This window comes from Paraburkholderia sp. ZP32-5, from assembly GCF_021390495.1.
Lineage (GTDB): Bacteria > Pseudomonadota > Gammaproteobacteria > Burkholderiales > Burkholderiaceae > Paraburkholderia.
Map to the genome: position 1 here is coordinate 1188422 of NZ_JAJEJP010000001.1, position 23931 is coordinate 1212352.

Annotated in this window: 19 protein-coding genes; 9 read left to right on the plus strand and 10 right to left on the minus strand. The window is 63.3% G+C overall.

Annotated elements, in window-relative coordinates; translation table 11 throughout:
• The first annotated feature begins 17 nt into the window (after nt 1–17).
• Nucleotides 18–812, plus strand: coding sequence for a 4-hydroxy-tetrahydrodipicolinate reductase (gene dapB, locus L0U82_RS05020; RefSeq protein WP_233828904.1), 795 nt, complete (start codon nt 18–20; stop codon nt 810–812).
• A gap of 95 nt (nt 813–907) precedes the next feature.
• Here dapB and L0U82_RS05025 read toward each other — a convergent pair whose 3' ends face one another.
• Nucleotides 908–2707 (minus strand): methyl-accepting chemotaxis protein, encoded by a 1800-nt coding sequence (locus L0U82_RS05025; RefSeq protein ID WP_233828905.1) that lies wholly within the window; start codon nt 2705–2707, stop codon nt 908–910.
• A gap of 276 nt (nt 2708–2983) precedes the next feature.
• Between L0U82_RS05025 and L0U82_RS05030 the strand changes: the two genes are divergently transcribed.
• Nucleotides 2984–5092 carry an FUSC family protein gene (locus L0U82_RS05030; RefSeq protein WP_233828906.1) on the plus strand — a complete coding sequence of 703 codons (2109 nt, stop codon included), beginning with the start codon at nt 2984–2986 and terminating at the stop codon, nt 5090–5092.
• A gap of 12 nt (nt 5093–5104) precedes the next feature.
• On the opposite strand, the gene L0U82_RS05035 is transcribed toward L0U82_RS05030, so the two are convergent.
• Both L0U82_RS05035 and L0U82_RS05040 read right to left on the minus strand, forming a co-directional pair.
• Entirely contained in the window at nt 5105–5431 is a 327-nt protein-coding gene (locus tag L0U82_RS05035) for a GIY-YIG nuclease family protein (protein ID WP_233828907.1), read from the minus strand.
• A gap of 23 nt (nt 5432–5454) precedes the next feature.
• Entirely contained in the window at nt 5455–6624 is a 1170-nt protein-coding gene (locus L0U82_RS05040; RefSeq protein ID WP_233828909.1) for a GNAT family N-acetyltransferase, read from the minus strand.
• Between the two features lie 138 nt (nt 6625–6762).
• Here L0U82_RS05040 and L0U82_RS05045 point away from each other — a divergent pair, with 138 nt between their 5' ends.
• Together L0U82_RS05045 and glnK are read left to right on the plus strand one after the other, a co-directional pair.
• The gene (locus L0U82_RS05045; protein WP_233828911.1) at nt 6763–8475 is read left to right on the plus strand and encodes an NAD+ synthase; all 1713 of its coding nucleotides are present in this window, start codon (nt 6763–6765) and stop codon (nt 8473–8475) included.
• Nucleotides 8476–8656: 181 nt separating this feature from the next.
• A complete protein-coding gene (glnK, locus tag L0U82_RS05050; protein WP_006048444.1) occupies nt 8657–8995 on the plus strand; it encodes a P-II family nitrogen regulator in 339 nt (112 codons plus the stop codon).
• Nucleotides 8996–9205: 210 nt separating this feature from the next.
• Here glnK and L0U82_RS05055 read toward each other — a convergent pair whose 3' ends face one another.
• From L0U82_RS05055 to L0U82_RS05070, 4 genes are all read right to left on the minus strand, one after another.
• The gene (locus L0U82_RS05055) at nt 9206–10363 is read right to left on the minus strand and encodes a porin (RefSeq protein WP_233828914.1); all 1158 of its coding nucleotides are present in this window, start codon (nt 10361–10363) and stop codon (nt 9206–9208) included.
• Between the two features lie 615 nt (nt 10364–10978).
• Nucleotides 10979–11758 carry an ABC transporter ATP-binding protein gene (locus L0U82_RS05060; RefSeq protein WP_233828916.1) on the minus strand — a complete coding sequence of 260 codons (780 nt, stop codon included), beginning with the start codon at nt 11756–11758 and terminating at the stop codon, nt 10979–10981.
• A 44-nt stretch (nt 11759–11802) separates the two neighbouring features.
• Nucleotides 11803–12516, minus strand: coding sequence for an ABC transporter permease (locus tag L0U82_RS05065; protein WP_233828918.1), 714 nt, complete (start codon nt 12514–12516; stop codon nt 11803–11805).
• A complete protein-coding gene (locus L0U82_RS05070; protein ID WP_233828920.1) occupies nt 12513–13202 on the minus strand; it encodes an ABC transporter permease in 690 nt (229 codons plus the stop codon). Before L0U82_RS05070 ends, L0U82_RS05065 begins: the two co-directional genes overlap by 4 nt.
• Nucleotides 13203–14019: 817 nt before the next feature.
• Between L0U82_RS05070 and L0U82_RS05075 the strand changes: the two genes are divergently transcribed.
• Nucleotides 14020–14730, plus strand: coding sequence for a pirin family protein (locus tag L0U82_RS05075; RefSeq protein ID WP_233828922.1), 711 nt, complete (start codon nt 14020–14022; stop codon nt 14728–14730).
• A 139-nt stretch (nt 14731–14869) separates the two neighbouring features.
• Here the strand turns inward: L0U82_RS05075 and L0U82_RS05080 are convergent, their stop codons facing one another.
• The gene (locus tag L0U82_RS05080) at nt 14870–15403 is read right to left on the minus strand and encodes a periplasmic heavy metal sensor (RefSeq protein WP_233828924.1); all 534 of its coding nucleotides are present in this window, start codon (nt 15401–15403) and stop codon (nt 14870–14872) included.
• Nucleotides 15404–15623: 220 nt separating this feature from the next.
• Between L0U82_RS05080 and L0U82_RS05085 the strand changes: the two genes are divergently transcribed.
• Both L0U82_RS05085 and L0U82_RS05090 read left to right on the plus strand, forming a co-directional pair.
• A complete protein-coding gene (locus tag L0U82_RS05085; protein ID WP_233828926.1) occupies nt 15624–16349 on the plus strand; it encodes a response regulator in 726 nt (241 codons plus the stop codon).
• A complete protein-coding gene (locus L0U82_RS05090; protein WP_233828928.1) occupies nt 16333–17649 on the plus strand; it encodes an ATP-binding protein in 1317 nt (438 codons plus the stop codon). The genes L0U82_RS05085 and L0U82_RS05090 overlap by 17 nt, the downstream gene beginning before the upstream one ends.
• Nucleotides 17650–17726: 77 nt before the next feature.
• On the opposite strand, the gene L0U82_RS05095 is transcribed toward L0U82_RS05090, so the two are convergent.
• Entirely contained in the window at nt 17727–17993 is a 267-nt protein-coding gene (locus tag L0U82_RS05095) for a hypothetical protein (RefSeq protein WP_233828930.1), read from the minus strand.
• A gap of 222 nt (nt 17994–18215) precedes the next feature.
• Nucleotides 18216–19910, minus strand: coding sequence for a sensor domain-containing diguanylate cyclase (locus L0U82_RS05100; protein WP_233828931.1), 1695 nt, complete (start codon nt 19908–19910; stop codon nt 18216–18218).
• An 848-nt stretch (nt 19911–20758) separates the two neighbouring features.
• Between L0U82_RS05100 and L0U82_RS05105 the strand changes: the two genes are divergently transcribed.
• Together L0U82_RS05105 and L0U82_RS05110 are read left to right on the plus strand one after the other, a co-directional pair.
• On the plus strand, nt 20759–22510 hold the full coding sequence (locus tag L0U82_RS05105; protein WP_233828932.1) for an ABC transporter permease: 1752 nt from the start codon (nt 20759–20761) through the stop codon (nt 22508–22510).
• Between the two features lie 19 nt (nt 22511–22529).
• A complete protein-coding gene (locus L0U82_RS05110; protein ID WP_233828933.1) occupies nt 22530–23876 on the plus strand; it encodes an ABC transporter ATP-binding protein in 1347 nt (448 codons plus the stop codon).
• Nucleotides 23877–23931 lie beyond the last annotated feature (55 nt).

The window sequence follows — 23931 nt, forward strand, 5'->3', positions numbered from 1 at the left end:
GCTTCATGGAGAAACAGATGAGAATTGCTGTAGCAGGCGCAACCGGCCGAATGGGAAGGGCGCTCATCGAGGCGATACTGGCAGCGGACGATGCGACGCTCGCCGGCGCATTGAGCAGCGCTGGCGGCTCCGCCGTGGGTCAGGACGCCGGCGCGTTTATCGGTAAAGAGACGGGGGTTGCGATCACCGCCGATATCGATACCGTACTGTCGGCGTCCGATGTCCTGCTCGATTTCACCCGGCCGCAGGGCACGCTCGCTTATCTGGAGGCAGCGAAGCGGCATCGGGTGAAAATGGTGATCGGAACAACGGGCTTCAACGCCGAGGAATTGCGGTTGATAGAAGAGACAGCCACGCATACCGCGATCGTGTTCGCATCCAGTACGAGTGTCAGCCTCAATGTGACGCTCGAGCTGGTCAGATTGGCGGCAAAGCACTTCTCCGAAGGCTACGACATCGAAGTCGTCGAAGCGCACCATCGGCACAAGGTCGATGCGCCGTCGGGAACCGCGCTGACGATTGGCGAGACGATCGCGGATGCGCTTGGCCGCAAGCTGGCCGATTGTGCTGTGTTCACGCGTGACGGAGTAACCGGTCCACGCGATCCGTCGACGATTGGCTTTTCTTCGATTCGCGGCGGCGACATCGTTGGCGAACACACGGTCCTGTTCATCGGCGAAGGGGAGCGAATCGAGATCACCCACAAGACGCTTAACAGACTGCCCTATGTCAGTGGCGCGTTGCGCGCCGCGCGCTTTCTGATGAAGCAGGAAAGTGGTCTGTTCGATATGCAGGACGTGCTGCGGCGGTGACGCTTTGCAGACGCCGTTCGTGCGACTGGCTGAAAAATAAGCTGAAAAAGCGCCCCTGCGGGGGCGCTCTCTTAAGTCCGGATTGTTAGTCCGGATCAGTCGAGCCGAAACTGGGTGACAGCCGTGGCGAGACTCGCTGCCTGCGCTTGCAGCGCGGCCGCCGCCGCAGTGGATTCTTCCACTAGCGCAGCGTTTCGCTGCACCATTTCGTCGAGCTGGCTGACAGCGCGGTTCACTTCCTGAATACCGCGGGTCTGTTCATTGGCCCCCTCGGTGATTTCGGAAATGATCGTCGTGACGTTCGATACGTTGCTGACGATTTCCGTCATCGTCGTGCCCGCCTGGCGTACCTGGGTGGAGCCGGAGGCGACGCTGGCTACGGTCGATTCGATCAGCGCCTTGATTTCCTTGGCCGCCTGCGCGCTGCGCTGCGCGAGGCTTCGCACTTCGCTCGCCACGACCGCGAAACCGCGTCCCTGTTCGCCTGCGCGGGCAGCCTCGACTGCCGCATTGAGCGCGAGGATATTGGTCTGGAATGCAATACCGTCGATCACGCCAATGATGTCGGCGATCTGCACGGAAGCATTTTCGATTTCGCTCATTGTCGTGATGACCTCGGAGATCACCACGCCACCGCGGGAGGCGACCTGCGAGGCGGCGACGGCGGTATCGTCGGCCTGTTTGGCGGCGCTCGCCGACTGGCCCACCGTCGTCGTGATCTCTTCCATCGACGCCGCGGTCTGCTGCAGGCTCGCGGCAGCGGACTCGGTGCGGCCGGACAGCTCGACATTGCCGGCCGCAATCTCGTCGGCGGCCACTCGTACTGAGTCGCTGGCGTCGCGGATTTGCCGCATCACGCGACTCAGCTTGTCGATGAAGGTGTTGAACGAACCCGCGATCTGCGCGACTTCATCGGTGCCGATAACGGGTAGCCGTTGCGTCAGATCGCCCTCGCCGGAGCCGATCGCATCCATCGCGTCGCGCACCTTCGACAGACGCTGGAACGATACCGCGGTCACGCCGGCGACGACCGCCGCAGCGAGGAGCGCAATCACGATCAGCGCAATGATCGACGAGATCAACTGCGAGCGCATCGCAGCGGTCGCTTCCGCCTTGTCGAGCGCGATGATCGCAATCCAGTCGGTCCCGGCAATCGGCTGGGCGCGCAGCAGTTTGACCTTACCCGCCACGTCGACCTGCAGCGGATGACTCGCCGTGGTCAGCGCGGCGAGCTTGTCGGCAGTCAACTCCGGTATGAGATCGGTGATGGGTTTTAACGTGAGTTTCTCGTCCGGGTGCGCGACGATCATGCCGCCGCTGGTCACCAGCATGCCGAAGCTCGATGGCGTCGGATGAATGGCTCTGACGTTGGCGATCACATGGTCCATCGACAGATCGCCGCCGACCACCGCCTTGACCACGCCGTCCTGCACCACCGGCGAAGCGAAGGCCACGACCACGCCTTTACCGCCGACGTCTACGTAGGGCGGTGTAACGATCGTTTTGCCCGCCGCGACCGCCTGTTTGTACCAGGGGCGCACTGTGGGGTCGAAATTAGGCGGGACATGGGTGGGTTTCCAGAACTTCGAAGTCTTGTCGGCGTAACCGACATAGACGTTGGCGAAGCTTCCCGCCGCGGCGATCAGTTGCAAGGCGGGGCCGGGGTCGGGCTGCAGCACGGCATCCTGCAGCGAGCCCATCATTTGACTATTGACGGCAACCCATTGGTTGATACCGGCTACATGACCGTCTTCGACGGCGGCAAGACTGCTCTCAATCGAGTCGGCGCTATATCTGCTGGCGACGACGTAATTCAGAACTGCGTTGATGGCGAGGGCGACTACAACGATGGCGACGCATAGGGCGACTATGCGCGCGCGTATGGAAGAGAACATGGCTGATATTTTTTTTAGAGTCCACGGGATTTTTGTTGGTACAACACGTCTCTTCCGGGCTTACGGCAGCGCGGCGCAAGACTTGAGGGGGATGGGGCGCTCAAGATGGTTGAAGCGGTGATTCGGTCGCATAACCTGAATGCATCGCCCGGATGAACCGAAGGCATTTTTATATTTAGGTATAAACCCTTATGATTCGCCGCATGAGCTTCTCGCGTGCGAGCCGCCGTCGCATCCTCGCGCTTCTCTCCACGAATTCATGAGCCGATTGCCTCGATGATGAACCGCAGCAAGTCCCACTCGACATCGCCGCGCTGGTCGACCCGGCTGAATTCGGTCGTCACCGCGATCTATCGCAAGCGGCCGGTGTGGATGGTGTCGTTCGCGGCGAGCGAGGCGAGTCTGTCCGAGGGCCTGCGGGCCGCGTGCGCATCGACGGCGATGCTCGTGCTCGGCAACCTGCTGCACGATCCGGTGTTCGCGTGGGCGGCGATCGGCGCGTTCTGGACCTGCCTCGCCGATGCGGCCGGTTCGAATCGCGCGCGCTTTATGTCGATGATGGGTTTCGCGCTGCTGTCCACGCTGTGCGGCGGCATCACCGCGTTTGCCTCGGCGCAAGGCACTGCGTTTGCCGCGCTCGCGGTGCTGGCGTTCACGGCACTCGGCGCGTTTGGCCGTATCTGGGGCGCGGCTACGTCGCAGGTGACGATCCTCGCGGCAACCGCGTGCGTCGTGATGGTCGATCGGCCGATGCACGATGCGCGCGCCGGGTTCGCGTTTCTCGGCGTCTATCTGGTCGGCTGTCTGTTCGCGGTGGTGCTGAGTCTGACGGTGTGGCGCATTCATCCGTTCGGCACCAGCCGCGCGTCGTTGCGCGCGGTGTATCTGCGTCTCGCCGATGTCGCATTCGATAGCGCGCGCCTCGTCGAACAACGCGCGAGACAACGCGCGACGCGCGCCGAATGGGCGACGCATGCCGCGCGGTTTCGCGCCGATGCGCGCGCCGCGCTCGAACGTTCACGCGATGCGCTTGCCGACGTGCCGCCTTCGCGCGCGGGCGGCGCGGCCACTTACGACACGCTGCTCGGCTTGCTGACCGACGGCGAAGCGTTGTTCGCGTATCTGATCGCGGTATCGGGCGCGAGCGAGAAAGTGCCGGAGGATCCGCGTCGCACGCAACGCGCGGCACGGCTGCTGAATGCGATCGGCGAAGTATTGAGCGACATCGGCACGGCAGCCGGCGACGCACGCTGGGAACGTCTCGCGGATCTGCAGCAACGACTGCGGCGCTTTGCGCATCGGCTCGAAAGCGCGTTGCTCGAACCGGTGAAGCTGGCATCCGGTTTCGAACTGGTTGATTTCGCGCCGCGCGACGTGCATGCGGAGCCGTGGAGTGCATGCGTCGAGCGATACGCCGCGCGTGCATGGTCGACGCTGAAGGCGAATCTGTCGTGGCAGTCGGTCGGTTTGCGTCACGCGGCGCGTGTCGGCGTGACGACCACGGCGGGTTTTGTCGTGATCCGCGCGCTCGGGCTGCCGTTCGGTTACTGGGCGACGATGGCGACTTTGCTGATCTTGCAACCATCGATTGCCGCGACGTGGCCGCGCAGTATCGAGCGCGCGGCGGGCAGTATCGTCGGCGGCTTGCTGGCGGCCGTGATCGGCTACGCGATTCATTCGCCGCTCGGCATCTCGCTCGTGGTGTTTCCGCTGGTGGTCGCGACGATGGCGCTGCGACCCGTCAGCTATAGCCTGTTCGTGCTGTTTCTGACGCCGGCCTTCGTGTTGGTCGCCGACTTCGCGACGCCGGGCGCCAACGAGTTGACGTTCGCGCTGACGCGGCTCGGCAATAACGTGCTCGGTTGTCTGCTTGCATTGCTCGCGACCTTCGTTCTATGGCCGACGCGCGAAAAGCTCGATCTGCGTGTGTATCTCGGCGATGCGGTGCGCGCGAATCTCGCGTATCTGCGCGCGTCGCTCGATGCGCCGCGCTATAGCAGCAAGGAGATCGAGCGTTTGCGTCGCGCGGCGGGGCTGTGCAGCAACAACGCTGAAGAAGCGCTCGGTCGCGTGCGGCTGGAAAAGCTCGAAGACTCGATGGCCGATACGGTGACGCTGACGGTGCTGAGTCTACTGCGCCGGATGGCGGGCACCGCGACGCAGTTGCGTCTGAGTGCGAATCGGCGCGACATGCATCGCGAACTCGGCGAGTGGGTGGCGTCGATGAGCGAAGCGATCGATGCCGCGTTGAATCGCACCCTGTTGCCGACGCGGTTAGAGCTGCCGGCGCGCGAGCGGTTGACGTCGCTGGAAGCGGATGTGGTCGGCGAGCTGGCGCGCGTGCATCGGTTGTTGACGGAGAGGATGCGCGAGGCGCGGGGGTAGGGCGGAACTGCGTTATTCAGGGCAGTTTTCGGAACCATCGCCGCCTTCCGTGGCGGCATCGGCAGCCACTATCGGCAGCACCGACTCCAACGTAAACGTCCCCGCCGCCAACGCCCACTTATCCGTCGGTGTCAGCCGCTTGACCCAATACTCCGCCCGCGACGCGCTCGACCGATCCGCCAGTTCAAACGACGCCAACACGCGCACCGGCTTACGCGAACGCGTATACCGCGCGCCCGTGCCGCTCACGTGTTTATCGAAACGCGCGGCGACATCGGTCGCGATACCGGTATAGACACTGCCGTCCGAGCATTCGAGCAGATAAAGAAACCACGCCATAACCGCGTTGCCAGCCTTCGCTGTTAGCTCTTAAAGGGATTGTGTTCGCGCAGCTCGTCCACGTACGCGTGGATGCTGTTCTTTTCGTTGTCGAGGAAATGGCCGACTGCATCGGCGAAGGCCGGATGCGCGAGCCAATGCGTTGAACGCGTGACGGTCGGCAGAAAACCGCGCGCCATCTTGTGCTCGCCCTGCGCGCCGCCTTCGAATGCGCCGAGCTTTTCCTCGATGCAGAATTCGAGCGGCTGATAGTACGCGGTTTCGAAGTGCAGACACGGCACGTGTTCGAGCGCGCCCCAGTAGCGGCCGTACAGCGTGCCGCCGGTTTTGTCGTCGCGTTGATAGACGACGAGTGAACTCGCAATCGGCTTGCCCTCGTATTCGGCGATCACCAGCAGCAGGTTCTCCGGCATCGACGCGCCGATCATCCGGAAGAAATCGAGGTTCAGATACGGACTCGAAAAATGCTCGCGATACGTTTGCCGATAGCACTTGCTGAAGAAGCGCCAGTCCGCATCCTTGATGTCCTCACCGCGAATCCGCCGCATCGTGACGCCGGCTTCGTGTACCTTGCGCCGTTCGGCGCGGATGTTCTTGCGTTTCTTCTGTTCGAGCGTCGACAGAAAATCGTCGAAGTCGCGATAGCCGTCGTTGAGCCAGTGAAACTGCACGCCTTCGCGCTGCATCATGCCGATATCGGTCAGCGCGGCCGCTTCGCTTTGCGTCGGAAACAGCACATGCAGCGACGACACCTCGGCCTGCTCGGCGAACGCCATCAACGTGGCCGCGAGATGCCGCAGCGCGTGTGCATCGGTGGAGAGCAGCCGGTTGCCTTGCACCGGCGTGAACGGCACCGCGCACAGCAGCTTCGGGTAATAGGGCAGGCCGTTGCGCTTGTACGCGTCGGCCCATGCCCAATCGAACACGTACTCGCCGTACGAGTGCCCCTTCAGGTAGACGGGCGCGGCCGCCGCCAGCTTGCCGGTGCGCGCGTCGGTCAGCGTGACGAACTGCGTCGCCCAGCCAGTGTCGGGCACCGCGCATTGCGTGGCGGCGAGCGCGCTCAGGAACTCGTGCCGCAGAAACGGCGTCGGCTGCGACTGCTGCGCGAGAAGGGCGTTCCATTCGGCGGCGTCCACCTCGGAGGGCGATGCCAGAATGCCCGTGCGATAATCGATACGTTGCTGGTTCAATCTGTGTGACTGTTTGCAATGAGCGACGCGGCTTCGAAGATCATGAGTCGCGTCGTTCGTTTATCCGGTTGTCCAATTCCGTCGAGCCATCCAGCCGCGGTACCCGCGAGCCGCCAAGGCTTGCCTGTCGATCCTGCCATGAAGACTCGAATCGCTCTTGCTCAAATCAATGTCACCGTCGGCGACTTCGCCGGCAACGTCGCGAAAATCGTCGCCGCCGCGCGTGCCGCGCACAACGATGGTGCGAAGCTGCTGATCGCGCCGGAACTCGCGCTGTCGGGTTATCCGCCCGAAGACCTGCTGCTGCGTCCGGCGTTCTATACCGCAAGCGCTGCCGCATTGGCCGATCTCGCCGCGCAGTTGAAGCCGTTCGCCGGGTTGCATGTGATCGTCGGTCATCCGCTGCGTGATGGGTCGGATAACGTCGCCCACAGCGCGGCGAACGGCCATGGTAATGCAAACGCGCCGATCGAGCGCGGCGTCCCGCCGGTCGATACGTTCAATGCGGCGTCGCTGATCGTCGACGGCGAAGTGAAAGGCACCTATCGCAAGCAGGATCTGCCCAATACCGAGGTGTTCGACGAGAAGCGCTACTTCGCGTCGGACCCGCAGCCGTTCGTGTTCGAACTCGATGGCGTCAAGTATGGCGTGGTGATCTGCGAGGACGCATGGCATGCGTCGGCCGCGCAGATGGCGAAGGCGGCGGGCGCGCAGGTGCTGCTGATTCCGAACGGCTCGCCGTATCACCTGAACAAGGAAGCGGTGCGCTTCGACATTCTGCGCGCGCGGATTCGCGAAACCGGCTTGCCGATGGTCTATGTGAACATGGTCGGCGGCCAGGACGAACTCGTGTTCGACGGCGGTTCGTTCGTGCTCGACGCGCAGGGCGAACTGGTCGCGAAGCTCGCGCAGTTCGAGGAAGCCACCGCGATCGTCGAATTCGATGGCGGCAAGCCGGTGCCGGCTGCGATTGCACCGGAGCAATCGATCGAGGCTCAGGTGTACGCGGCACTGGTGATGGGCGTGCGCGACTACATCGGCAAGAACGGTTTTCCGGGCGCGTTGATCGGCTTGTCGGGTGGTGTGGATTCGGCGCTCGTGCTGGCCGTGGCCTGCGATGCGCTCGGCGCCGACAAGGTGCGCGCGGTGATGATGCCGTCGCGCTATACCGCCGATATCTCCACGACGGACGCCGCCGAGATGGCGCGCCGCGTCGGCGTGCGCTATGACGAGATCGCGATTGCGCCAATGTTCGACGCGTTCCGCGGCTCACTCGCCGAAGAGTTCGCGGGCCGCGCGGAAGACGCGACCGAGGAGAACATCCAGGCGCGTATTCGCGGCACGCTGCTGATGGCGTTGTCGAACAAGTTCGGCTCGATCGTGCTGACCACCGGCAACAAGAGCGAAATGGCAGTCGGCTACTGCACGTTGTATGGCGACATGGCCGGCGGCTTCGCGGTGATCAAGGACATCGCGAAGACACTCGTGTACCGGCTCTGCCACTATCGCAACGCGGCCACCACGTTCGCGACGCGCGACGTGATCCCCGAGCGGATTCTGACGCGCGCGCCGTCCGCCGAATTGCGCGAGAACCAGACCGACCAGGACAGCCTGCCCGAATACGATGTGCTCGACGCGATCATGCGCATGTATATGGAGGAAGATCGCTCGCTCGCCGAGATCATCGCCGCGGGCTATGCGGTCGATGACGTGAAGCGCGTCACGCGTCTGATCAAGATCAACGAGTACAAACGTCGTCAGGCGCCGATCGGCATTCGCGTCACGCATCGCGCGTTCGGCCGCGACTGGCGCTATCCGATCACCTCGCGCTATACCGAGCCGGTGGAGTGAAGCGGCGCCGCGCGCTGCTGCGGTTTGCTCAGCAGTGCACCAATGCGCAAGTACTTTTGCGCGGCACCGTTCGCGTCGTGCCGATACGCACCCGCCCGGATGCCGCAATGCATCCGGCGCGGCGTAGAATAAAAATCATCCATTTTCCTTTCACCTATCCAGTCACGAGACGAGGTCCGCCATGAAGCGCATCACCGCAGTCATCAAACCGTTCAAACTCGACGAAGTGCGCGAGGCGCTCGCGGAAGTCGGCCTCACCGGCCTGACCGTTACCGAAGTCAAAGGCTTTGGCCGCCAGAAAGGGCATACCGAGCTCTATCGTGGTGCAGAGTACGTGGTCGATTTTCTGCCGAAGGTGAAGATCGAAGTGGTCGTCGCGGACAACCAGTGCGATCAGGTGATCGACGCGATCATCGGCGCCGCGCGTACCGGCAAGATCGGCGACGGCAAGATCTTCGTCGCGGACGTCGAACGCGTGATCCGTATCCGTACCGGCGAAGAGAACGAAGCTGCGGTGTAATTCAGCCAGTTGGCCGACGCACCGTTGCGGTGCGCGCGGCACATCTCAGGCACATAACAAAATCGCGCGCCCATAAAAAAAGGTGCAATACCCTTGCGGGTATTGCACCGATACGCGCCTCTCGCAGCAGCGTGAAAAAGATTCTCTTCTGTTGAAGAAACCTGTACTTCGCCCCGAAGGAAGGATGATCCTTCGGGGAGTCCCGTTCGCTTAGAACGAGTGTTGGATACCTGCGTACACGCCGCTTTGTGCGCGGCCTTGCAGCGGGTTGTCCGTCGCGGTAGCGAAGCCCGCGTTGTTTGCATTCAGACCGAAGTTAGCCGCGCGGCTGTTCTGCACCGTTGCTGCCTGGATGTCCAGCAGCGTGCGCTTCGACAGGTTGTACGAACCGCCGATCGTGTAGATCGTCGCGTTGCCGCCGCCATTGTTCGCATTCACGTGATAGACCGCCGCGATCAGCGCTGCAGCCGGCGTTGCCTGCCACGTCACACCGCCCCATTCGTGATCGAGAGTCGTCGGCTGACCCGGCAACACGCCCGTTGCACCCGCGGAGCGAACAGCCTGGTAAGCACCCTGGATCTTGAACTGGCCGAGGAAGACGTTGAACATCGCCGAATATTCGCGCGATGCCGCGAACACGCCGTTACCGGTGTTATTCGTATTGATGCCGTTGTTGGCAACCGGACCGCCCCACAGCTGGCCGTTCGTCGAGTTGCGGATTTCATCGTACATACCGCGGATCTGGAACAGCGAGGTCGTGTAGGTGACCTGTGCGCCAGCTTCGCGGCCTTGCGGCGTCGTGCCGTTACCGTTCCAGCTCGTTGCGTTCGACAGCGCGTACTGACCGTAGAAGTCAAAGCCGGCGATCTTCGGCGACTGGTAAGCGAAGTTGTTGCTCGACTGCGGCCAGTTGCGGCCACGCACCAGCGATGCCGACGACCAGTTCGACTGACCGAACGGGTCGAAGTCCCACACGCCGTTCGAGATGAAGAGCATGCGGCCCATCGTGAACGTACCGTACTGCGCGTTCGACATACCGACCGTTGCCCAGCGATTGAAGAGACCGCCGCCGCCAGGACCCGCGCCCGTCATCGTATTGAACGAGCCTTCCAACTGGAACAGGACCTTATTGCCGCCGCCGATGTCCTCGACACCCTTCAAGCCCCACAGGCTGGTACCCCAGTCGCCGCTTTCGGCCTTGAAGCGATTGTCTTTGCCGGTGGCCTGGCCATTGGCGCCGGAACCGGTCGGAACACCCGACATGTACTCGAGGCCGGCATCCAGGCGGCCGTACAGCGTCACGCTGCTTTGAGCGTGTGCAACAACGCCGGCCGACATCAGCGCAGCGGCGAGCAATGCTTTCTTCATCTTCTCCTCCATACCCTGTCAAAAAATGAAACCTAGTACTGCGAGTGGTGTTCGGACGCGAAGTGCACCGAACAGGAAGCGGTACCAGGGGAGATTGGCGGGTGGATAGGGTCTCCTGCCGTCACGCGCGGATCGAACTCTCCGCGCGTCATGCCGATCCCTCGCCGACCGGTGTCTCCTCTGTGCTTTGAAGTGAAACTACTTTTAATCAACTTTGTTTTGCTACTTTGGTTACTAATTTATCAAAAATACCCCTAAGGGGGAGAAGAAATTAATACCTGCCACAAGTGGTGTCGCCAAATTGCAATACGAATGTGAGGCAAGGCCCTTTACAACACCTCGGAAACACGCGCAAAACCTTGTCTGACAAGGGAATCATGGGCTGATACGGGGCGTATCAAGGATTGCCACTATTGACGCTTTCGCGGAGGCGGAGTAGGGCGAAAATAGCCCCTGGAAGGCCGTTTAGAGGGAGTTTTTCGGCCGAAACGGACGCGAAAAGATCGCGCGCGGCGAATAAAAAAGGCGCCCGGAGGCGCCTCGTCAAACTACATCGACTACATTTTGGATGCGATCAGCATAGCGGGCCGCAAAGCAATGTCATTCGTGATCCTATTATTTGAGACTGCCCGACAGAAACTGCTTCAGACGCTCGCTCTTCGTGTTACTGAATACTTCGTTCGGGTGACCTTCTTCTTCGACGCGGCCCTGGTGCAGGAACATCACGTGGTTCGACACGTTGCGTGCGAATCCCATTTCGTGGGTCACGACGATCATCGTGCGGCCTTCTTCCGCGAGCTTCTGCATCACCTTCAGTACTTCGCCGACGAGTTCGGGATCGAGCGCGGAGGTCGGCTCGTCGAACAGCATCACGTCGGGATGCATCGCGAGCGCGCGCGCAATCGCGACACGCTGTTGCTGGCCGCCCGACAGATGCGACGGATACTGCTTTTCCAGTCGCGGCGCGAGGCCCACCTTCTCCAGATATTCGCGCGCGCGGTCTTCTGCTTCCTTGCGCTTCAGGCCGAGTACATTAACCGGCGCCTCGATGATGTTCTCGAGCACGTTCATGTGCGACCACAAATTGAAGTGCTGGAACACCATCGCGAGCTTCGTGCGCACACGCTGCAACTGCTTCGGATCCGACACGCGCAATGCGCCGTCTTTGGCGGCTTGCGTACGCACTTCCTCGCCGTCGACGAAAATGCGGCCCGCGTTCGGCTGTTCGAGAAAGTTGATGCAGCGGAGCATCGTGCTCTTGCCGGAGCCGGACGAACCGATCACGCTGATCACGTCGCCGGCATTGGCCTTTAGCGACACGCCCTTGAGGACTTCGTTGTCGCCGTACTTTTTATGAAGCTCATCGACGAAGAGCTTCTGCTTGTTGGAGTTCATCAGGATCCTTTGAGCCGTGCGCGCTTCGTGGCGCGCTGCCCGGGTTACTTGCCTTGGGGCCGCAGGTAAGCGAGCCAGCGACGCTCGGCGCGGCGGAACAGCCACACGAGCGCAAAAGAAATGCACAGATACAGCAACGCGGCGATGCCGAACGCGTTGAACGATTGATACGTCGCGGAGTTCACGTCGCGGGCGATCTTCAGGATGTCCGGCACGGTCGCCGTGAATGCCACGGTGGTCGCGTGCAGCATCAGGATCACTTCGTTGCTGTAGTAGGGCAGTGCGCGGCGCAGCGCCGACGGCAGAATCACGCGCCGGTACAGCGTGAACGACGACATGCCATACGCGCGCGCGGCTTCGATTTCGCCGTATGGCGTCGCCTTGATCGCGCCGGCGAAGATTTCGGTCGTGTATGCGCAGGTGTTCAGCGTGAACGCGAGCAGCGTGCAATGCATGCCGTCGCGGAAGAACGCGTTGGTCAGCTCGTTGTTGCGGATGATCTCGAGACTATAGAGACCGGTGTAGCAGAGCAGCAGCTGAACATACAGCGGCGTGCCGCGGAAGATATACGTATAGAGCCAAACGAGGCGCGACAGCCACTTCTTCTTCGACACGCGCGCGACCGCGAGCGGCACCGACAAACAAAAGCCCAGCCCGATCGACACCACCAGCAGCCACATCGTGATCGCGACGCCGGTGAAGCGATAGCCGTCGCTGAACAGATAGTTGCGCCAGTATTGCTGAATGATCTCAATCATAGATCCGCCTTTCGCACGCCGGTCGAGTAACGCTTTTCGAGGTACATCAGCACGAAATTCGACACGGTGGTGATCACCAGATAGATCGCGCCGGCGAGCAGCGTGAAGAAGAAGAACCGCAGCGTGCCCTTGCCGGCATCCTGCGACGCCTTGACGACATCGGCGAGACCGATGATCGACACGAGCGCGGTTGCCTTGACCATCACTTGCCAGTTGTTGCCGATGCCCGGCAGCGCGAAACGCATCATCTGCGGGAACATCACGCGCGAGAACACCTGCCAGCCCGTCATGCCGTAGGCGGCTCCGGCTTCGAGCTGGCCGCGCGGCACCGCCAGAAACGCGCCGCGGAACGTCTCGGTGAAGTACGCGCCGTAGATGAAGCCGAGCACCGCGACACCGGCCACGAACGGATCGATGTCGATCTGTTCCCAGCCGAGCGCGTCGGTGAGGTTGTTCAGCCAGATCTGGATGCTATAGAACAGCAGCAGCATCAGTACGAGGTCGGGCACGCCGCGCACAAGGGTCGTGTACACGGTGCCGAGGCCGTAGGAGAAGCGGTTTTTCGACAGTTTCGCCGCCGCGCCGAGTAGGCCCAGCAGGAAAGCGAGCGCCAGTGACAACACCGCCAGCTTGACGGTTTGCCAGGTGCCGCTGAGAAGCAACGGGCCGTAGCCTTGAAGGAACATAGGAAGTCCTTGACGATGCGCTCGTGACGCACCGCGAAAGACGCGGCCCGCGTTGCGCCGCGTGGGGGCCGAGCGTTCGGCTCGCCGTGGTGCGCGGCGCACAGCATGCCGCTGTGCAAATCATCGCTACCGGAACGTTGCCGTTCCCGCAGCGCGCGTTTGGGACTTTCGTCTCGAATGGTTTTGAATCTACTGCCCGGTATTGCAACTGCGTCTGCTACTGCCACTGCCGCCGGCATCCGTGGACATTTGCCGACTCTAGTACGAAGCGCCGGTCAAGCCCATGCGGGCGAGTCCCGAGATTCGGTCAACGTCCAGGATAGAGGCCGGTCGCTATTCTAGGCGCTCAAAAATACCGCGCCGCGGGAATGTCGCCTGGTTTCGTGCGACGGCTCGGCCGGCGCCGCGCGCGCAGCGGACCCGCTTCAGCCGTGTTTCGCCGGCAGCCGAAGGCCCGTTGCGAACCGTTCGCGCGGCGCCCGGCCGGGCCCGCCGGTGCCTGGTTTGCGGTTCGTCGAACGCTCGTGCGGCTCGAAAAGCGCGGTATTTTACCCGAAGCGCCGCAGGGCGCCAGCCCAACGCGGCGGCGCGCGGCGAGTCGCCGCGGCCGGCGTTGTGCGTGCGCGACGCTGAGGAAGTTTCGGTGGCGCGGGGTGGTTTTGGGGTGGTCTTTCGGGTAGTGCCCGGTGGTTTGTGTTCGCCTTCCGCGATTGCCCACATCGATGGAACGGTCCGGTGCATTCGCGCCCGATTGTTATGAGCCCGCGTTGCCCCTACATTCCCCGCATCGTTCTGTTTACTTACCGGGAGACTTTCCATGATCGAGATTCGCCGTTCCGAAGAACGCGGCCACGCCAACCACGGCTGGCTCGACTCGTATCACAGCTTCTCGTTTGCCGATTATCGCGATCCGCAACACGTGCATTTCGGCCCGCTGCGCGTCATCAACGAAGACCGTATCGAGGGCGGCCAGGGCTTCGGCGCGCACGGCCATCGCGATATGGAGATCGTCACGTATGTGCTCGAGGGCGCGCTCGCGCATCGCGACAGCATGGGCAACGGCTCGACGATTCGCCCCGGCGACGTGCAGCGCATGAGCGCGGGCACCGGCGTGCAGCACAGCGAGTTCAACGCATCGCCCGACGAACTCGTGCATCTGCTGCAGATCTGGGTGATTCCGCGGCGCGCGGGCGACCAGCCTGGCTACGAGGAGAAGCGTTTCGACGCCGACAGCAAGCGCGGCCGTCTGCGCGTGATCGCATCTCCTGATGGCCGCGACGGCTCGGTGACGATTCACGCGGACACATCGATCTACGCGGGTCTGTTCGATGGCGCGGAAAACGCAATGTTCGAACTGCCGGCGGGGCGCCTTGCTTATCTGCACGTGGCGCGCGGCGCGGTGACGGTGAACGGCACGGCGCTGAAGGCGGGCGACGCCGCGAAGCTGAGCGACATCGACACGGTGACGCTCGAAAAGGGCGAAGACGCCGAAGTGCTGCTGTTCGATCTTGGTCAACTGAACGGCTGATCGGGCACAGGCGGCACTGAAATGGCCACACCCCAGTGGCCAATACAAAATAGCAACGCCACGGAAAACCTCTTCCGTGGCGTTGCTATTTATCGGCAAGGCGCCCGCGCAGGCTCGCCTTGCATGCGCATCGCGCCGCTTACTGCTTGGCGGCCGGCGCCGATGCCGCGCCCTTGTGATGCTCCCAGCGCTCGCGCATCTTCTCGTGACGCTGTTCCATCCGCTCGAAGCGCTTCTTCAGCGCGGTGCTGACGGTGGTCTTCTGCTGGTCGTTCAGGCCGTTATAGAACTTGAGCCACGCGTCGGTGGTTTGCTGACGCAATTGCGCGTCCTTCTGCTCGATCTGCTGATGCGTCGCGGCCATCGCGTTCAGATCCAGGATAGGCTGCTGCTGTGCGGCCTTGAACTGATCGTGAGCCTGCTTGTGGTTCGCGCGCATCGCTTCATGGTTCTGCTTCATCGTATCGAGCGCGCCTTGCCACAGCTTTTCCTGGTCCGCGTTCAGCTTCAGCTGGTCGTGGAGTTGGGTTAGCTGCTTCATGAAGTGGCCGTGCCAGCCGCCGGGGCCGCCGTGCGCATGCTCGGCGGGTTGAGCGGCATAAGCGGCGCCGGTGCCGATGGCGAGAGCAGTGGCAGCAACGGCGAGAACGCGCGACATCTTTTTGATGGACATATGAGGCTCCTTGTAATGGAATAGCCGACGATGCAACCGGTCAATGTGGACTGCCTGCACTCGGTAAGGCACAGCGTAGAGAAGCGCGCGAAATGCTGTGTTACGCGCTTCGGCACCGCTATTACCACCCATTACGCGCGCCTTTCACCGTAACACCCAGTAACTGTTGACGCGGTTTGGAAAACGAAATCCCTTTCAGCCGCGCGTTAAACTTAAAGCCATGGCTACTCAAATTCTGGTTGTCGACGACGACGTCGAATTGCGCGATCTTCTGCGCGACTATCTCGCCCGTCAGGGCATCGAAGTTTCAGTGCTGCACGACGCGGGCTCACTCGAGCGCCGGCTCGAGCGCGAACGCCCGGACCTGATCGTGCTGGACCTGATGATGCCGGGCGTAGACGGCCTCACCGCGCTGCGCAAGCTGCGCGCATCGGGCGACGACATCCCCGTCATCATGCTGACCGCGCGCGCGGACGACGTCGACCGCATCGTCGGGCTCGAACTCGGCGCGGACGACTACCTCGGCAAGCCATTCAATCCGCGCGAATTGCTCGCGCGCGTCCAGGCCGTGCTGCGTCGCCGCCGCACGTTGCCGTCGGCGGCCGCGCCCGAACAGCGCGAGCCGTTCAGCTTCGGCCGCTTCACGCTCGATTTCCAGTCGCGCACGCTGCATCTCGAAGACAAGCCGCTCACGCTGTCGGGCAGCGAGTTCGCGCTTCTGAAGATCTTCGTCAATCATCCGATGCGCACGCTGACGCGCGAGCGTCTGCTGGAACTGCTGCACGGTCCCGAGTACGACGGCACCGACCGCGGCATCGACGTGCAGGTGTGGCGTCTGCGCCGCATTCTCGAAAGCGATCCGTCCACGCCGCGCTTCATCCAGACCGTGCGTGGTCGCGGTTATGTGTTCGTGCCGGACGGCGAGCAGCATGCGTCGGCCCATTGACACACTGTTCGGACGGCTCGCACTGCTAGTCGTCGGGGTGCTGCTTCTTTCGCATTTCGCGTGGTTCGCGCTGATCCGGGTCGAGCGCACGCAATTGCAGGCGCGCTACGCGGTCGAGGAAGCCACCTTCCTCGTCGAGGCGGTGCGTCAGCACGTTGCCCGTACACCGGATCAACCATTGCCGTCGCGCGTGAAGCTCGTCGACCCGGCGAGCCCGGAGGTGCCGGCGGAAAACGCGGAAGTGCCGGTGCCGCTCGAGCGCTTCGTCGAGGACGTGCGCGATCGCATGCCCACCGACACACAGGTGCGCGTCGGGCCGCCGGGCGGTCCGCCCACGCTGTGGGTGCGCGCGGCAACCGATCACAACTGGATCGTGGTCCCCGTGCAGCCGCTGCGCGTGCCGCGCTCGCTCGATCGCACGGTACTGTGGCTCGTCGTTATTTTCTCGTTCGCGGTGATGGCGGCGCTGTTTGCCGCGTGGGCGCTACAACAGCCACTGCGCACGCTCGCGCAGGCGGTGACGCGCTTCGGTCGTGGCCTGCCGGTGCCGCCGGTGCCTGAGCGTGGTCCGCGCGAATGGCGTCAGCTCACGCACGGTTTCAATCAGATGGTGCAGGAAGTTTCGCGTACCGAAAACGATCGCGCGGTGATGCTGGCGGGTGTCGCGCATGACCTGAAAACGCCGCTTGCGCGGCTGCGGCTGCGCGCCGAAATGATGGACGACGTGAAGACGCGCGACGGTGTCGTGCGCGACGTCGATTCGATGACGCATATCGTCGAGCAGTTTCTCGTGTTCGCGCACGACAGCGCGGATCGCAGCGAGCCCGTCGAAGTGGACGCGCAGTGCGAGCGGGTGGTGCGCAGCTACCGGGCGGTGGCCGGGAACGCGTCGACCGTGCAGACCGAGCTCACCGCGGGGCCGGCGTTCGTGCTGCCCGCCGCCACGCTCGACCGGATTCTGTCGAACCTGCTCGACAACGCACACGCGTATGGCGCGCCGCCGGTGATCGTCGCGACTGCGCGCACCGCGCAGGGCTTCACGCTATCCGTTCGCGACAACGGCAGCGGCATCGCCGCACAGGACCTGATCAACGCGAGCCGGCCGTTCGTGCGGCTCGACCCGGCGCGTGGCGGCAATGGTCATAGCGGGCTTGGTCTTGCGATCGTCGAGCGGCTGGTGCGGCGCTCCGGTGGCGATTGGGAAATCGGCAACCATGGCGGCAGCGGCTTGAGGGTGTTGATGAGCTTTCCGTTCGAGGTACTGCCCAAGGTCGCGGCAGCTTCGGAAAACGCGTGGTAAGAGTGTGCTGACGAGCACGTAAAAAGAATCGCGATGCGGGCGTCGAGCGCCGGCATCGCGGCGAAGGGTCAGGCGGCTTAGTCCGAAAAAAGCGTATTCAACGCATTGGCCGTTTCGCTATCGACGGTGTTCCACGTCACCGTATCCGCTTCGAAGATGTAGTGCGTCGTGTATTTACCGAGACGCGCGAGTATTTCCTCCTGAATCACCTCCGGCGCGACCTCCAGCTTCAGATACCACGCGGTAGACGACAACCGCGTCTGAAACGCACCGTATTCGGCGAGCAGATGGTCGAATGCGTCAGCGTCCTGATCGCGACAGACGATCACCAGATTTCCCTTCATGCGAATCTCCCGTTAAAGCGCTAGCGATAATCCCGATGTCAGGTTTGATCATACCTGCTTAATTGCGGGAAGCCTGGCGTCGCGAGCAGGCGCGGGGTCCGTCGTTTGAGGTGCATCAAGGCCGCAGACGGGCAGCGCGCGTGGGCGGTCACGCGCGTTGCTGGGGAAAAGCAGGGGGAAACAACGATTGCCGCGCATCCGCTTGCGGTGCGCGCATTCGCCTCACCAGGCGTTCACCGCCGTGCGCGCGGGCGGCGCGGTATCGTCGGGCGGCAGCGCTTCGGTGCGGTCGCGGCCACCGGTCTTGGCCGCGTAAAGCGCGGTATCGGCGCGGCTCATGATGCGCTCCGGCAGTTCGTCGGGCGACAGTTCCGTGATGCCGATGCTCACGCTCAGACTTACCGAGGCCGGCAGCTTCGGCGATGGCACGTCTTTCAGGCGCAGACGCAAACGCTCGACCACTTCGCGCCCGCCCGCGAGATCGGTGGCGGGCAGCAGCAGGCCGAACTCCTCGCCGCCGAGCCGGCCGATCGCGTCCGAGCCGCGCAGTTCGGCGCGGCAGGTATCGACGAAATGTTCGAGCGCGCGATCGCCGGCGGCATGGCCGAAGCGATCGTTGATCTGCTTGAAGTGGTCGAGGTCGGCGATCGCCATGCACAGCGGCTCGTTGCTTGCACGCGCGCGGTCGATCTCACGGCGCAGCAGATCGAGGAAGTAGCGCCGCGACAGCGCGCCGGTCAACGCATCGTGCCGCGCCTCCGCCGACAACAGCGTATTAGCCGACTGCAGCTGCTCGGCGAGGTCGCGTGTCGCGCGATGATGGCGCCGCTCGCGTACGTACGAAACCGTAATGACCCACGCCAGCGCGACGGTGCCGGCCAGCGTCAAAAAGACCAGCAGGTGGTCGCGCTTGTGATTGCGCAGCAGCTCGGGCCATGCGGCGAGCGGGTCGACCAGATGCGCGGAGAGTCCCGAATTCAGGCCGCTGCGGTTCTGATAGAGCGCCGGCATCGGCTGTTCGATCGAGCCGAACAGCTGTCCGGCGACCGCCATCGGCACCCACGGCGCCTGCTCGCGCACCTGGGTGTCCTCGCGGATCAGCATGTCGGGGAAGGTGTCGCGGCGGTAGATGATGCGGCGCTCGGCGGGGCTCATCTGCGTGACGCGCGAGCTCGGCAGCGCATGGCCTTCGAGCGCGCTGTTGTGCGCCATGATGATGACGCCGTTTTCGTCGGACACGAAGGTGCCCGCGTGCGCGACCCAGTGGCGCAGCCGCGCGATGCCGACCTTCGCGACCACCGCGCCGACCAGCAGCCCGTCCGAGTAAACCGGCGCGGCGATGAAGATGCCCGGCTCGCCGCTCGCGCGGCCCACGCCATAGGCTTCGGAAAACGCGCCGAGCAGCGCGTTGGTCAGATAGCCGCGCGCGCGCATGTCGACGCCGACGAACGATTGCTGCGAGCCATCCGGACTCCCGACCGTGGCGCTCGACGCCACGCAGATGCCGTTCGCGTTGACGATCCAGATCTGGTCGAGCCCGGAGAAGCCTTGCGCGTCGTGCAGGAACTTGCTGACCGCCGCCATCTGCGGATTGTGGAGCAACGCGGCGCGCAGCGCGGGTTCCGCCGCCTCGCCGTTCGCGGCATAATTCTGCGATTGCACCAGGGCGCGCTGGACCACGTCCATTTCGGCCATGGTCGCGGGGATGGCGCGGGACATCGCGAGGTCGCTGGCGATCACTTCCGCCATGTTGTCGACGATCGATGTGGACATCTGCCGCTGCGTGCGCAGCGCCGCATCCAGCTCTTGCTGTACCATCCGGTCCGCGACCATGCCTGCCACGAACCAGCAAGCCAGTACGATCAGCACGAAGCTGACCGGCCCGGCTACCTGGCGCAAGGTTGTCGTCCTGTTCATCGACCCTCTGATCCGTCTGGCTGTGACATGCAACTTGCTCTTTCGTGGCAGCGTACTGACGCTGCGATGGCCGCCCCGGATTGGCGATTGTATCGGCCACCAAATTGGCCTCCCAGTCGCCCCTGATATCGGCCGCGCATCACATCCGGGCTCCCGCCGACGCCGATGCCGCAATTGCGCGGGAGTCCGGAACGGACGGCTTATAAACAGGTACGTCGTTTCCTGATTTTAACCGTCGCAACGCACGACGCCACCGTTATTGCTGGAATGCGGGCTGCATACGTTGCGCCGATCAGGTTATTAACGGCAGGCGTGCTGGCTTCTTGATAGCTGTACGGGTTTTCCGGCCGGTTCGCGAGGGTAGCGGATGCGAGGCGCCCGGCGTGTGTGGCTTGCGCGCCACGCGAGTGGATACATGGCGCGCGTGGCCCCTGCCGGAGTTCGCGGCAGCAGGGTACAGTGCGGCGCGGTGGCGCGAATTATGGCTGCCGCGGCGGCTGTCTGGCCTTACGAGAGCCTTGCTGGACGGGCTTGCGGCGAGGTCGCTATTTGTGGCTTGAGGTTGTGCCTGAAACACGGGATGGTGTAGTGTCGTGCCGTCCAAAACGAGGAAAGCCCGCCGGCCTTCGGGCGGCGTCCGCGGCGACAGGAGTCCGGTGTGATGGTGGTGGTCGTGGGCGGTTCGTCCATGAGCATGTTCGTCGCCGGCTCACGTGTCTCCAACGCTAACGATTTACCACGCACGCGCGTTTTGCCATGCCTGATTTCCGCTTTCCGGACCTGTCCATAGACCGTCGTGCGTCAGCCACGGCCTCCTTCGAGCGCTGCTTCAACAGGGAGGGCATCTGATGGATTTCAGTTTCAACCTGAAGCGCACCGCCAATGCATCGGCGTGGCGTGTACTGCCCAACCGCTGGGACTTCGTCGCGTTTCCGCTGATTATCTGCATCATCGCGATGGCGGCGATCGGCTTTCACGAAACGCTCGCGCCGATGTCGACGCTGCAGACCCAGACGATCTCGCTCGATCCGTCGAACCTGCCCGAGTACGCAATGCGCACCACGCTGCGCATGCTCGCGGCGATGGTCGCCTCGCTGGTCTTTACGCTGGTGTACGGCACGCTCGCGGCCAAGAGTCGCCGCGCCGGCCTCGTGCTGGTGCCGATTCTCGACATCCTGCAGTCGGTGCCGGTGCTCGGCTACATTTCGTTTACGGTCACGTTCTTTCTGACGATGTTCCCGGGCCGCGTGCTCGGCGCCGAGCTCGCCGCGATCTTCGCGATCTTCACGAGCCAGGCGTGGAACATGACGTTCAGCTTCTATCAGTCGCTGCGCACGGTGCCGCGCGATCTCGACGAAGTGTCGCGAGGCTTCCATCTGACCTCGTGGCAGCGCTTCTGGAAACTCGAAGTGCCGTTCTCGATGCCGGGTCTGATCTGGAACATGATGATGTCGATGTCGGGCGGCTGGTTTTTCGTGGTCGCCTCCGAAGCGATCACGGTCGGCAACCGCACGATCACGCTGCCGGGCATCGGCGCGTATCTCGCGCAGGCGATCGCCGTGAAGAACATGCACGCGATCGGCTGGGTGATCCTCGCGATGACGGTCGTGATTCTCGCGTACGACCAGTTCCTGTTCCGCCCGCTCGTCGCGTGGGCCGACAAGTTCCGCATGGAGTTCACGAGCTCCGGCGATGCGCCCAATTCGTGGCTGCTCGACCTGATCCGCCGTACCCGGCTGATTCACCGTCTGCTGGTGCCGCTCGGCTGGATGTTCGCGCGCGCCGCGCGGGTGCGCATGCAGCTGCCGGCGTTCCAGACGCCGCGCTTCCATATTCCGCAGCGCGAGAAAAGCTCGAAGGTCGGCGACATCGTGTGGGCGGCGCTCGTGCTGATCGCGACGGTATTCGTCGTGTATCGCGTGTTCCTGTACGTGCGCACCGGCGTCACGCTCGAAGAGGTTGGTCACGTGTTCGTGCTCGGTCTGATCACGCTGCTGCGCGTGGTCGTGCTGATCGCGATCGCGTCGCTGATCTGGGTGCCGATCGGCGTGCTGATCGGGCTGCGTCCGGCGCTCGCCGAGAAGGTCCAGCCGCTTGCGCAGTTCCTCGCCGCGTTCCCGGCCAACCTGCTGTTCCCGGTGTTCGTGATCGCGATCGTGCGCTTCCACCTGAACCCGGACATCTGGCTGTCGCCGCTGATCGTGCTCGGCACCCAGTGGTATATCCTGTTCAACGTGATCGCCGGCGCGAGTTCGTACCCGAACGATTACCGCGAGGCGGCCAAGAACTTCCATATCCGCGGCTGGCAATGGTGGCGTCAGGCGATGCTGCCAGGCATCTTCCCGTATTACGTGACCGGCGCGATCACCGCGTCGGGCGGCGCGTGGAACGCGAGCATCGTTGCCGAGTTCGTCCAGTGGGGCGACACCAAGGTGGCCGCGCATGGCCTCGGCGCCTATATCGCGCAGACCACCGCGGCGGGCGACTATCCGAAGATCATCGTCGGCATCGCCGTGATGTCGCTGTTCGTGACCCTGTTCAACCGTCTGCTGTGGCGTCCGATGTACGCCTACGCCGAAGGCAAGCTCCGTCTAGATTGAGAAATGAAGGCATAACGCGATGCAAAATCCGAAAGCTGCTATGACTGCCGCGCCGATCCAGACACCGCCGAAGCCCCCGCGCCTCGGCGAGGAAATCCTGCGCGTGAAGGACGTATGCCGCGGCTTCAACAAGACCCAGGGCGAACTGCTCGTGCTCGACGACGCGAATCTGTCGCTGCGCGAAGGCGAGATCGTCGGTCTGCTCGGCCGCTCGGGCTCGGGCAAGTCGACGCTGCTGCGCATCATCGCCGGTCTGATCGAGCCGACCGACGGCGAAGTCACCTATATGGGCAAGCCGCTCGAAGGCCCGGCGAAAGGTGTCGCGATGGTATTCCAGACCTTCGCGCTGTTCCCGTGGCTGACCGTGCTGCAAAACGTGGAAGCGGGTCTGGAGGCGCAGGGCGTTGGCGCCAGCGAGCGGCGCACGCGCGCGCTCGCCGCGATCGACCTGATCGGTCTCGACGGTTTCGAAAACGCGTATCCGCGCGAGTTGTCGGGCGGCATGCGTCAGCGCGTCGGCTTTGCGCGCGCGCTGGTGGTCGACCCGACGCTGCTGCTGATGGACGAGCCGTTCTCCGCGCTCGACGTGCTGACGGCCGAAACGCTGCGTACCGACCTGCTCGATCTGTGGACGCAGGGTCGCATGCCGATCAAGGCGGTGCTGATCGTCACGCACAACATCGAGGAAGCGGTGTTCATGTGCGACCGGATTCTGGTGCTGTCGTCGAATCCGGGCCGCGTGATCGCCGAGATCAAGGTGCCATTCAAGCATCCGCGCAATCGTCTGGACCCGGCGTTCCGCCGTCTGGTCGACGAGATCTACGCGAAGATGACCGCGCGCCAGACCGACGAAACCACCAAGAAGGGGCTTGAGCTGCATAGCTGGCTGCCGCACGTGTCGACCAACCTGATGGCCGGTCTGATCGAAACGCTCGCCGCCGCGCCGTACCACGGCCGCGCGGACATGCCGGAAATCGCGCGCTCGCTGCATCTGGAGGTGGACGATCTGTTCCCGATCGCCGAAGTGCTGCAACACCTCGGTTTCGCCGACGTGCGCGAGGGCGATATTTTCCTGACGCCGCCGGCGCGCGTGTTCTCCGAATTCGGCACGCAGGAGCGGAAGATGATGTTCGCCGAGCATCTGCTGCGGCACGTGCCGCTCGCCGCGCGAATCAAGAAGGTGCTCAACGAGCGGCCGGGGCATCGCGCGCCGCGCGTGCGCTTCGAGCAGGAGCTGGAGGATTTTCTGTCGGACAGCGCCGCCGAGGAAACGCTCGACGCGGTGATCAACTGGGGCCGTTATGGGGAGATCTTCTCGTACAACGACCAGACCGAAATCTTCAGCCTGGAAGACGTGGAGTCTTAACAGGGTGCTTTTCGGCAGCAGGTGCTTCAGTAAAAAAGCGGCAAGGTCGGTTCAT

What these genes read in the sequence shown, in the direction of transcription:
- L0U82_RS05025 (WP_233828905.1), bottom strand. Translation starts at nt 2,707, where the DNA reads ATGTTCTCTTCCATACGCGCGCGCATAGTCGCCCTATGCGTCGCCATC.
- L0U82_RS05065 (WP_233828918.1), bottom strand. Translation starts at nt 12,516, where the DNA reads ATGATTGAGATCATTCAGCAATACTGGCGCAACTATCTGTTCAGCGAC.
- L0U82_RS05060 (WP_233828916.1), bottom strand. Translation starts at nt 11,758, where the DNA reads ATGAACTCCAACAAGCAGAAGCTCTTCGTCGATGAGCTTCATAAAAAG.
- glnK (WP_006048444.1), top strand. Translation starts at nt 8,657, where the DNA reads ATGAAGCGCATCACCGCAGTCATCAAACCGTTCAAACTCGACGAAGTG.
- L0U82_RS05035 (WP_233828907.1), bottom strand. Translation starts at nt 5,431, where the DNA reads ATGGCGTGGTTTCTTTATCTGCTCGAATGCTCGGACGGCAGTGTCTAT.
- L0U82_RS05070 (WP_233828920.1), bottom strand. Translation starts at nt 13,202, where the DNA reads ATGTTCCTTCAAGGCTACGGCCCGTTGCTTCTCAGCGGCACCTGGCAA.
- L0U82_RS05105 (WP_233828932.1), top strand. Translation starts at nt 20,759, where the DNA reads ATGGATTTCAGTTTCAACCTGAAGCGCACCGCCAATGCATCGGCGTGG.
- L0U82_RS05030 (WP_233828906.1), top strand. Translation starts at nt 2,984, where the DNA reads ATGATGAACCGCAGCAAGTCCCACTCGACATCGCCGCGCTGGTCGACC.
- L0U82_RS05110 (WP_233828933.1), top strand. Translation starts at nt 22,530, where the DNA reads ATGCAAAATCCGAAAGCTGCTATGACTGCCGCGCCGATCCAGACACCG.
- L0U82_RS05055 (WP_233828914.1), bottom strand. Translation starts at nt 10,363, where the DNA reads ATGAAGAAAGCATTGCTCGCCGCTGCGCTGATGTCGGCCGGCGTTGTT.
- dapB (WP_233828904.1), top strand. Translation starts at nt 18, where the DNA reads ATGAGAATTGCTGTAGCAGGCGCAACCGGCCGAATGGGAAGGGCGCTC.
- L0U82_RS05090 (WP_233828928.1), top strand. Translation starts at nt 16,333, where the DNA reads ATGCGTCGGCCCATTGACACACTGTTCGGACGGCTCGCACTGCTAGTC.
- L0U82_RS05095 (WP_233828930.1), bottom strand. Translation starts at nt 17,993, where the DNA reads ATGAAGGGAAATCTGGTGATCGTCTGTCGCGATCAGGACGCTGACGCA.
- L0U82_RS05080 (WP_233828924.1), bottom strand. Translation starts at nt 15,403, where the DNA reads ATGTCCATCAAAAAGATGTCGCGCGTTCTCGCCGTTGCTGCCACTGCT.
- L0U82_RS05085 (WP_233828926.1), top strand. Translation starts at nt 15,624, where the DNA reads ATGGCTACTCAAATTCTGGTTGTCGACGACGACGTCGAATTGCGCGAT.
- L0U82_RS05045 (WP_233828911.1), top strand. Translation starts at nt 6,763, where the DNA reads ATGAAGACTCGAATCGCTCTTGCTCAAATCAATGTCACCGTCGGCGAC.
- L0U82_RS05075 (WP_233828922.1), top strand. Translation starts at nt 14,020, where the DNA reads ATGATCGAGATTCGCCGTTCCGAAGAACGCGGCCACGCCAACCACGGC.
- L0U82_RS05100 (WP_233828931.1), bottom strand. Translation starts at nt 19,910, where the DNA reads ATGAACAGGACGACAACCTTGCGCCAGGTAGCCGGGCCGGTCAGCTTC.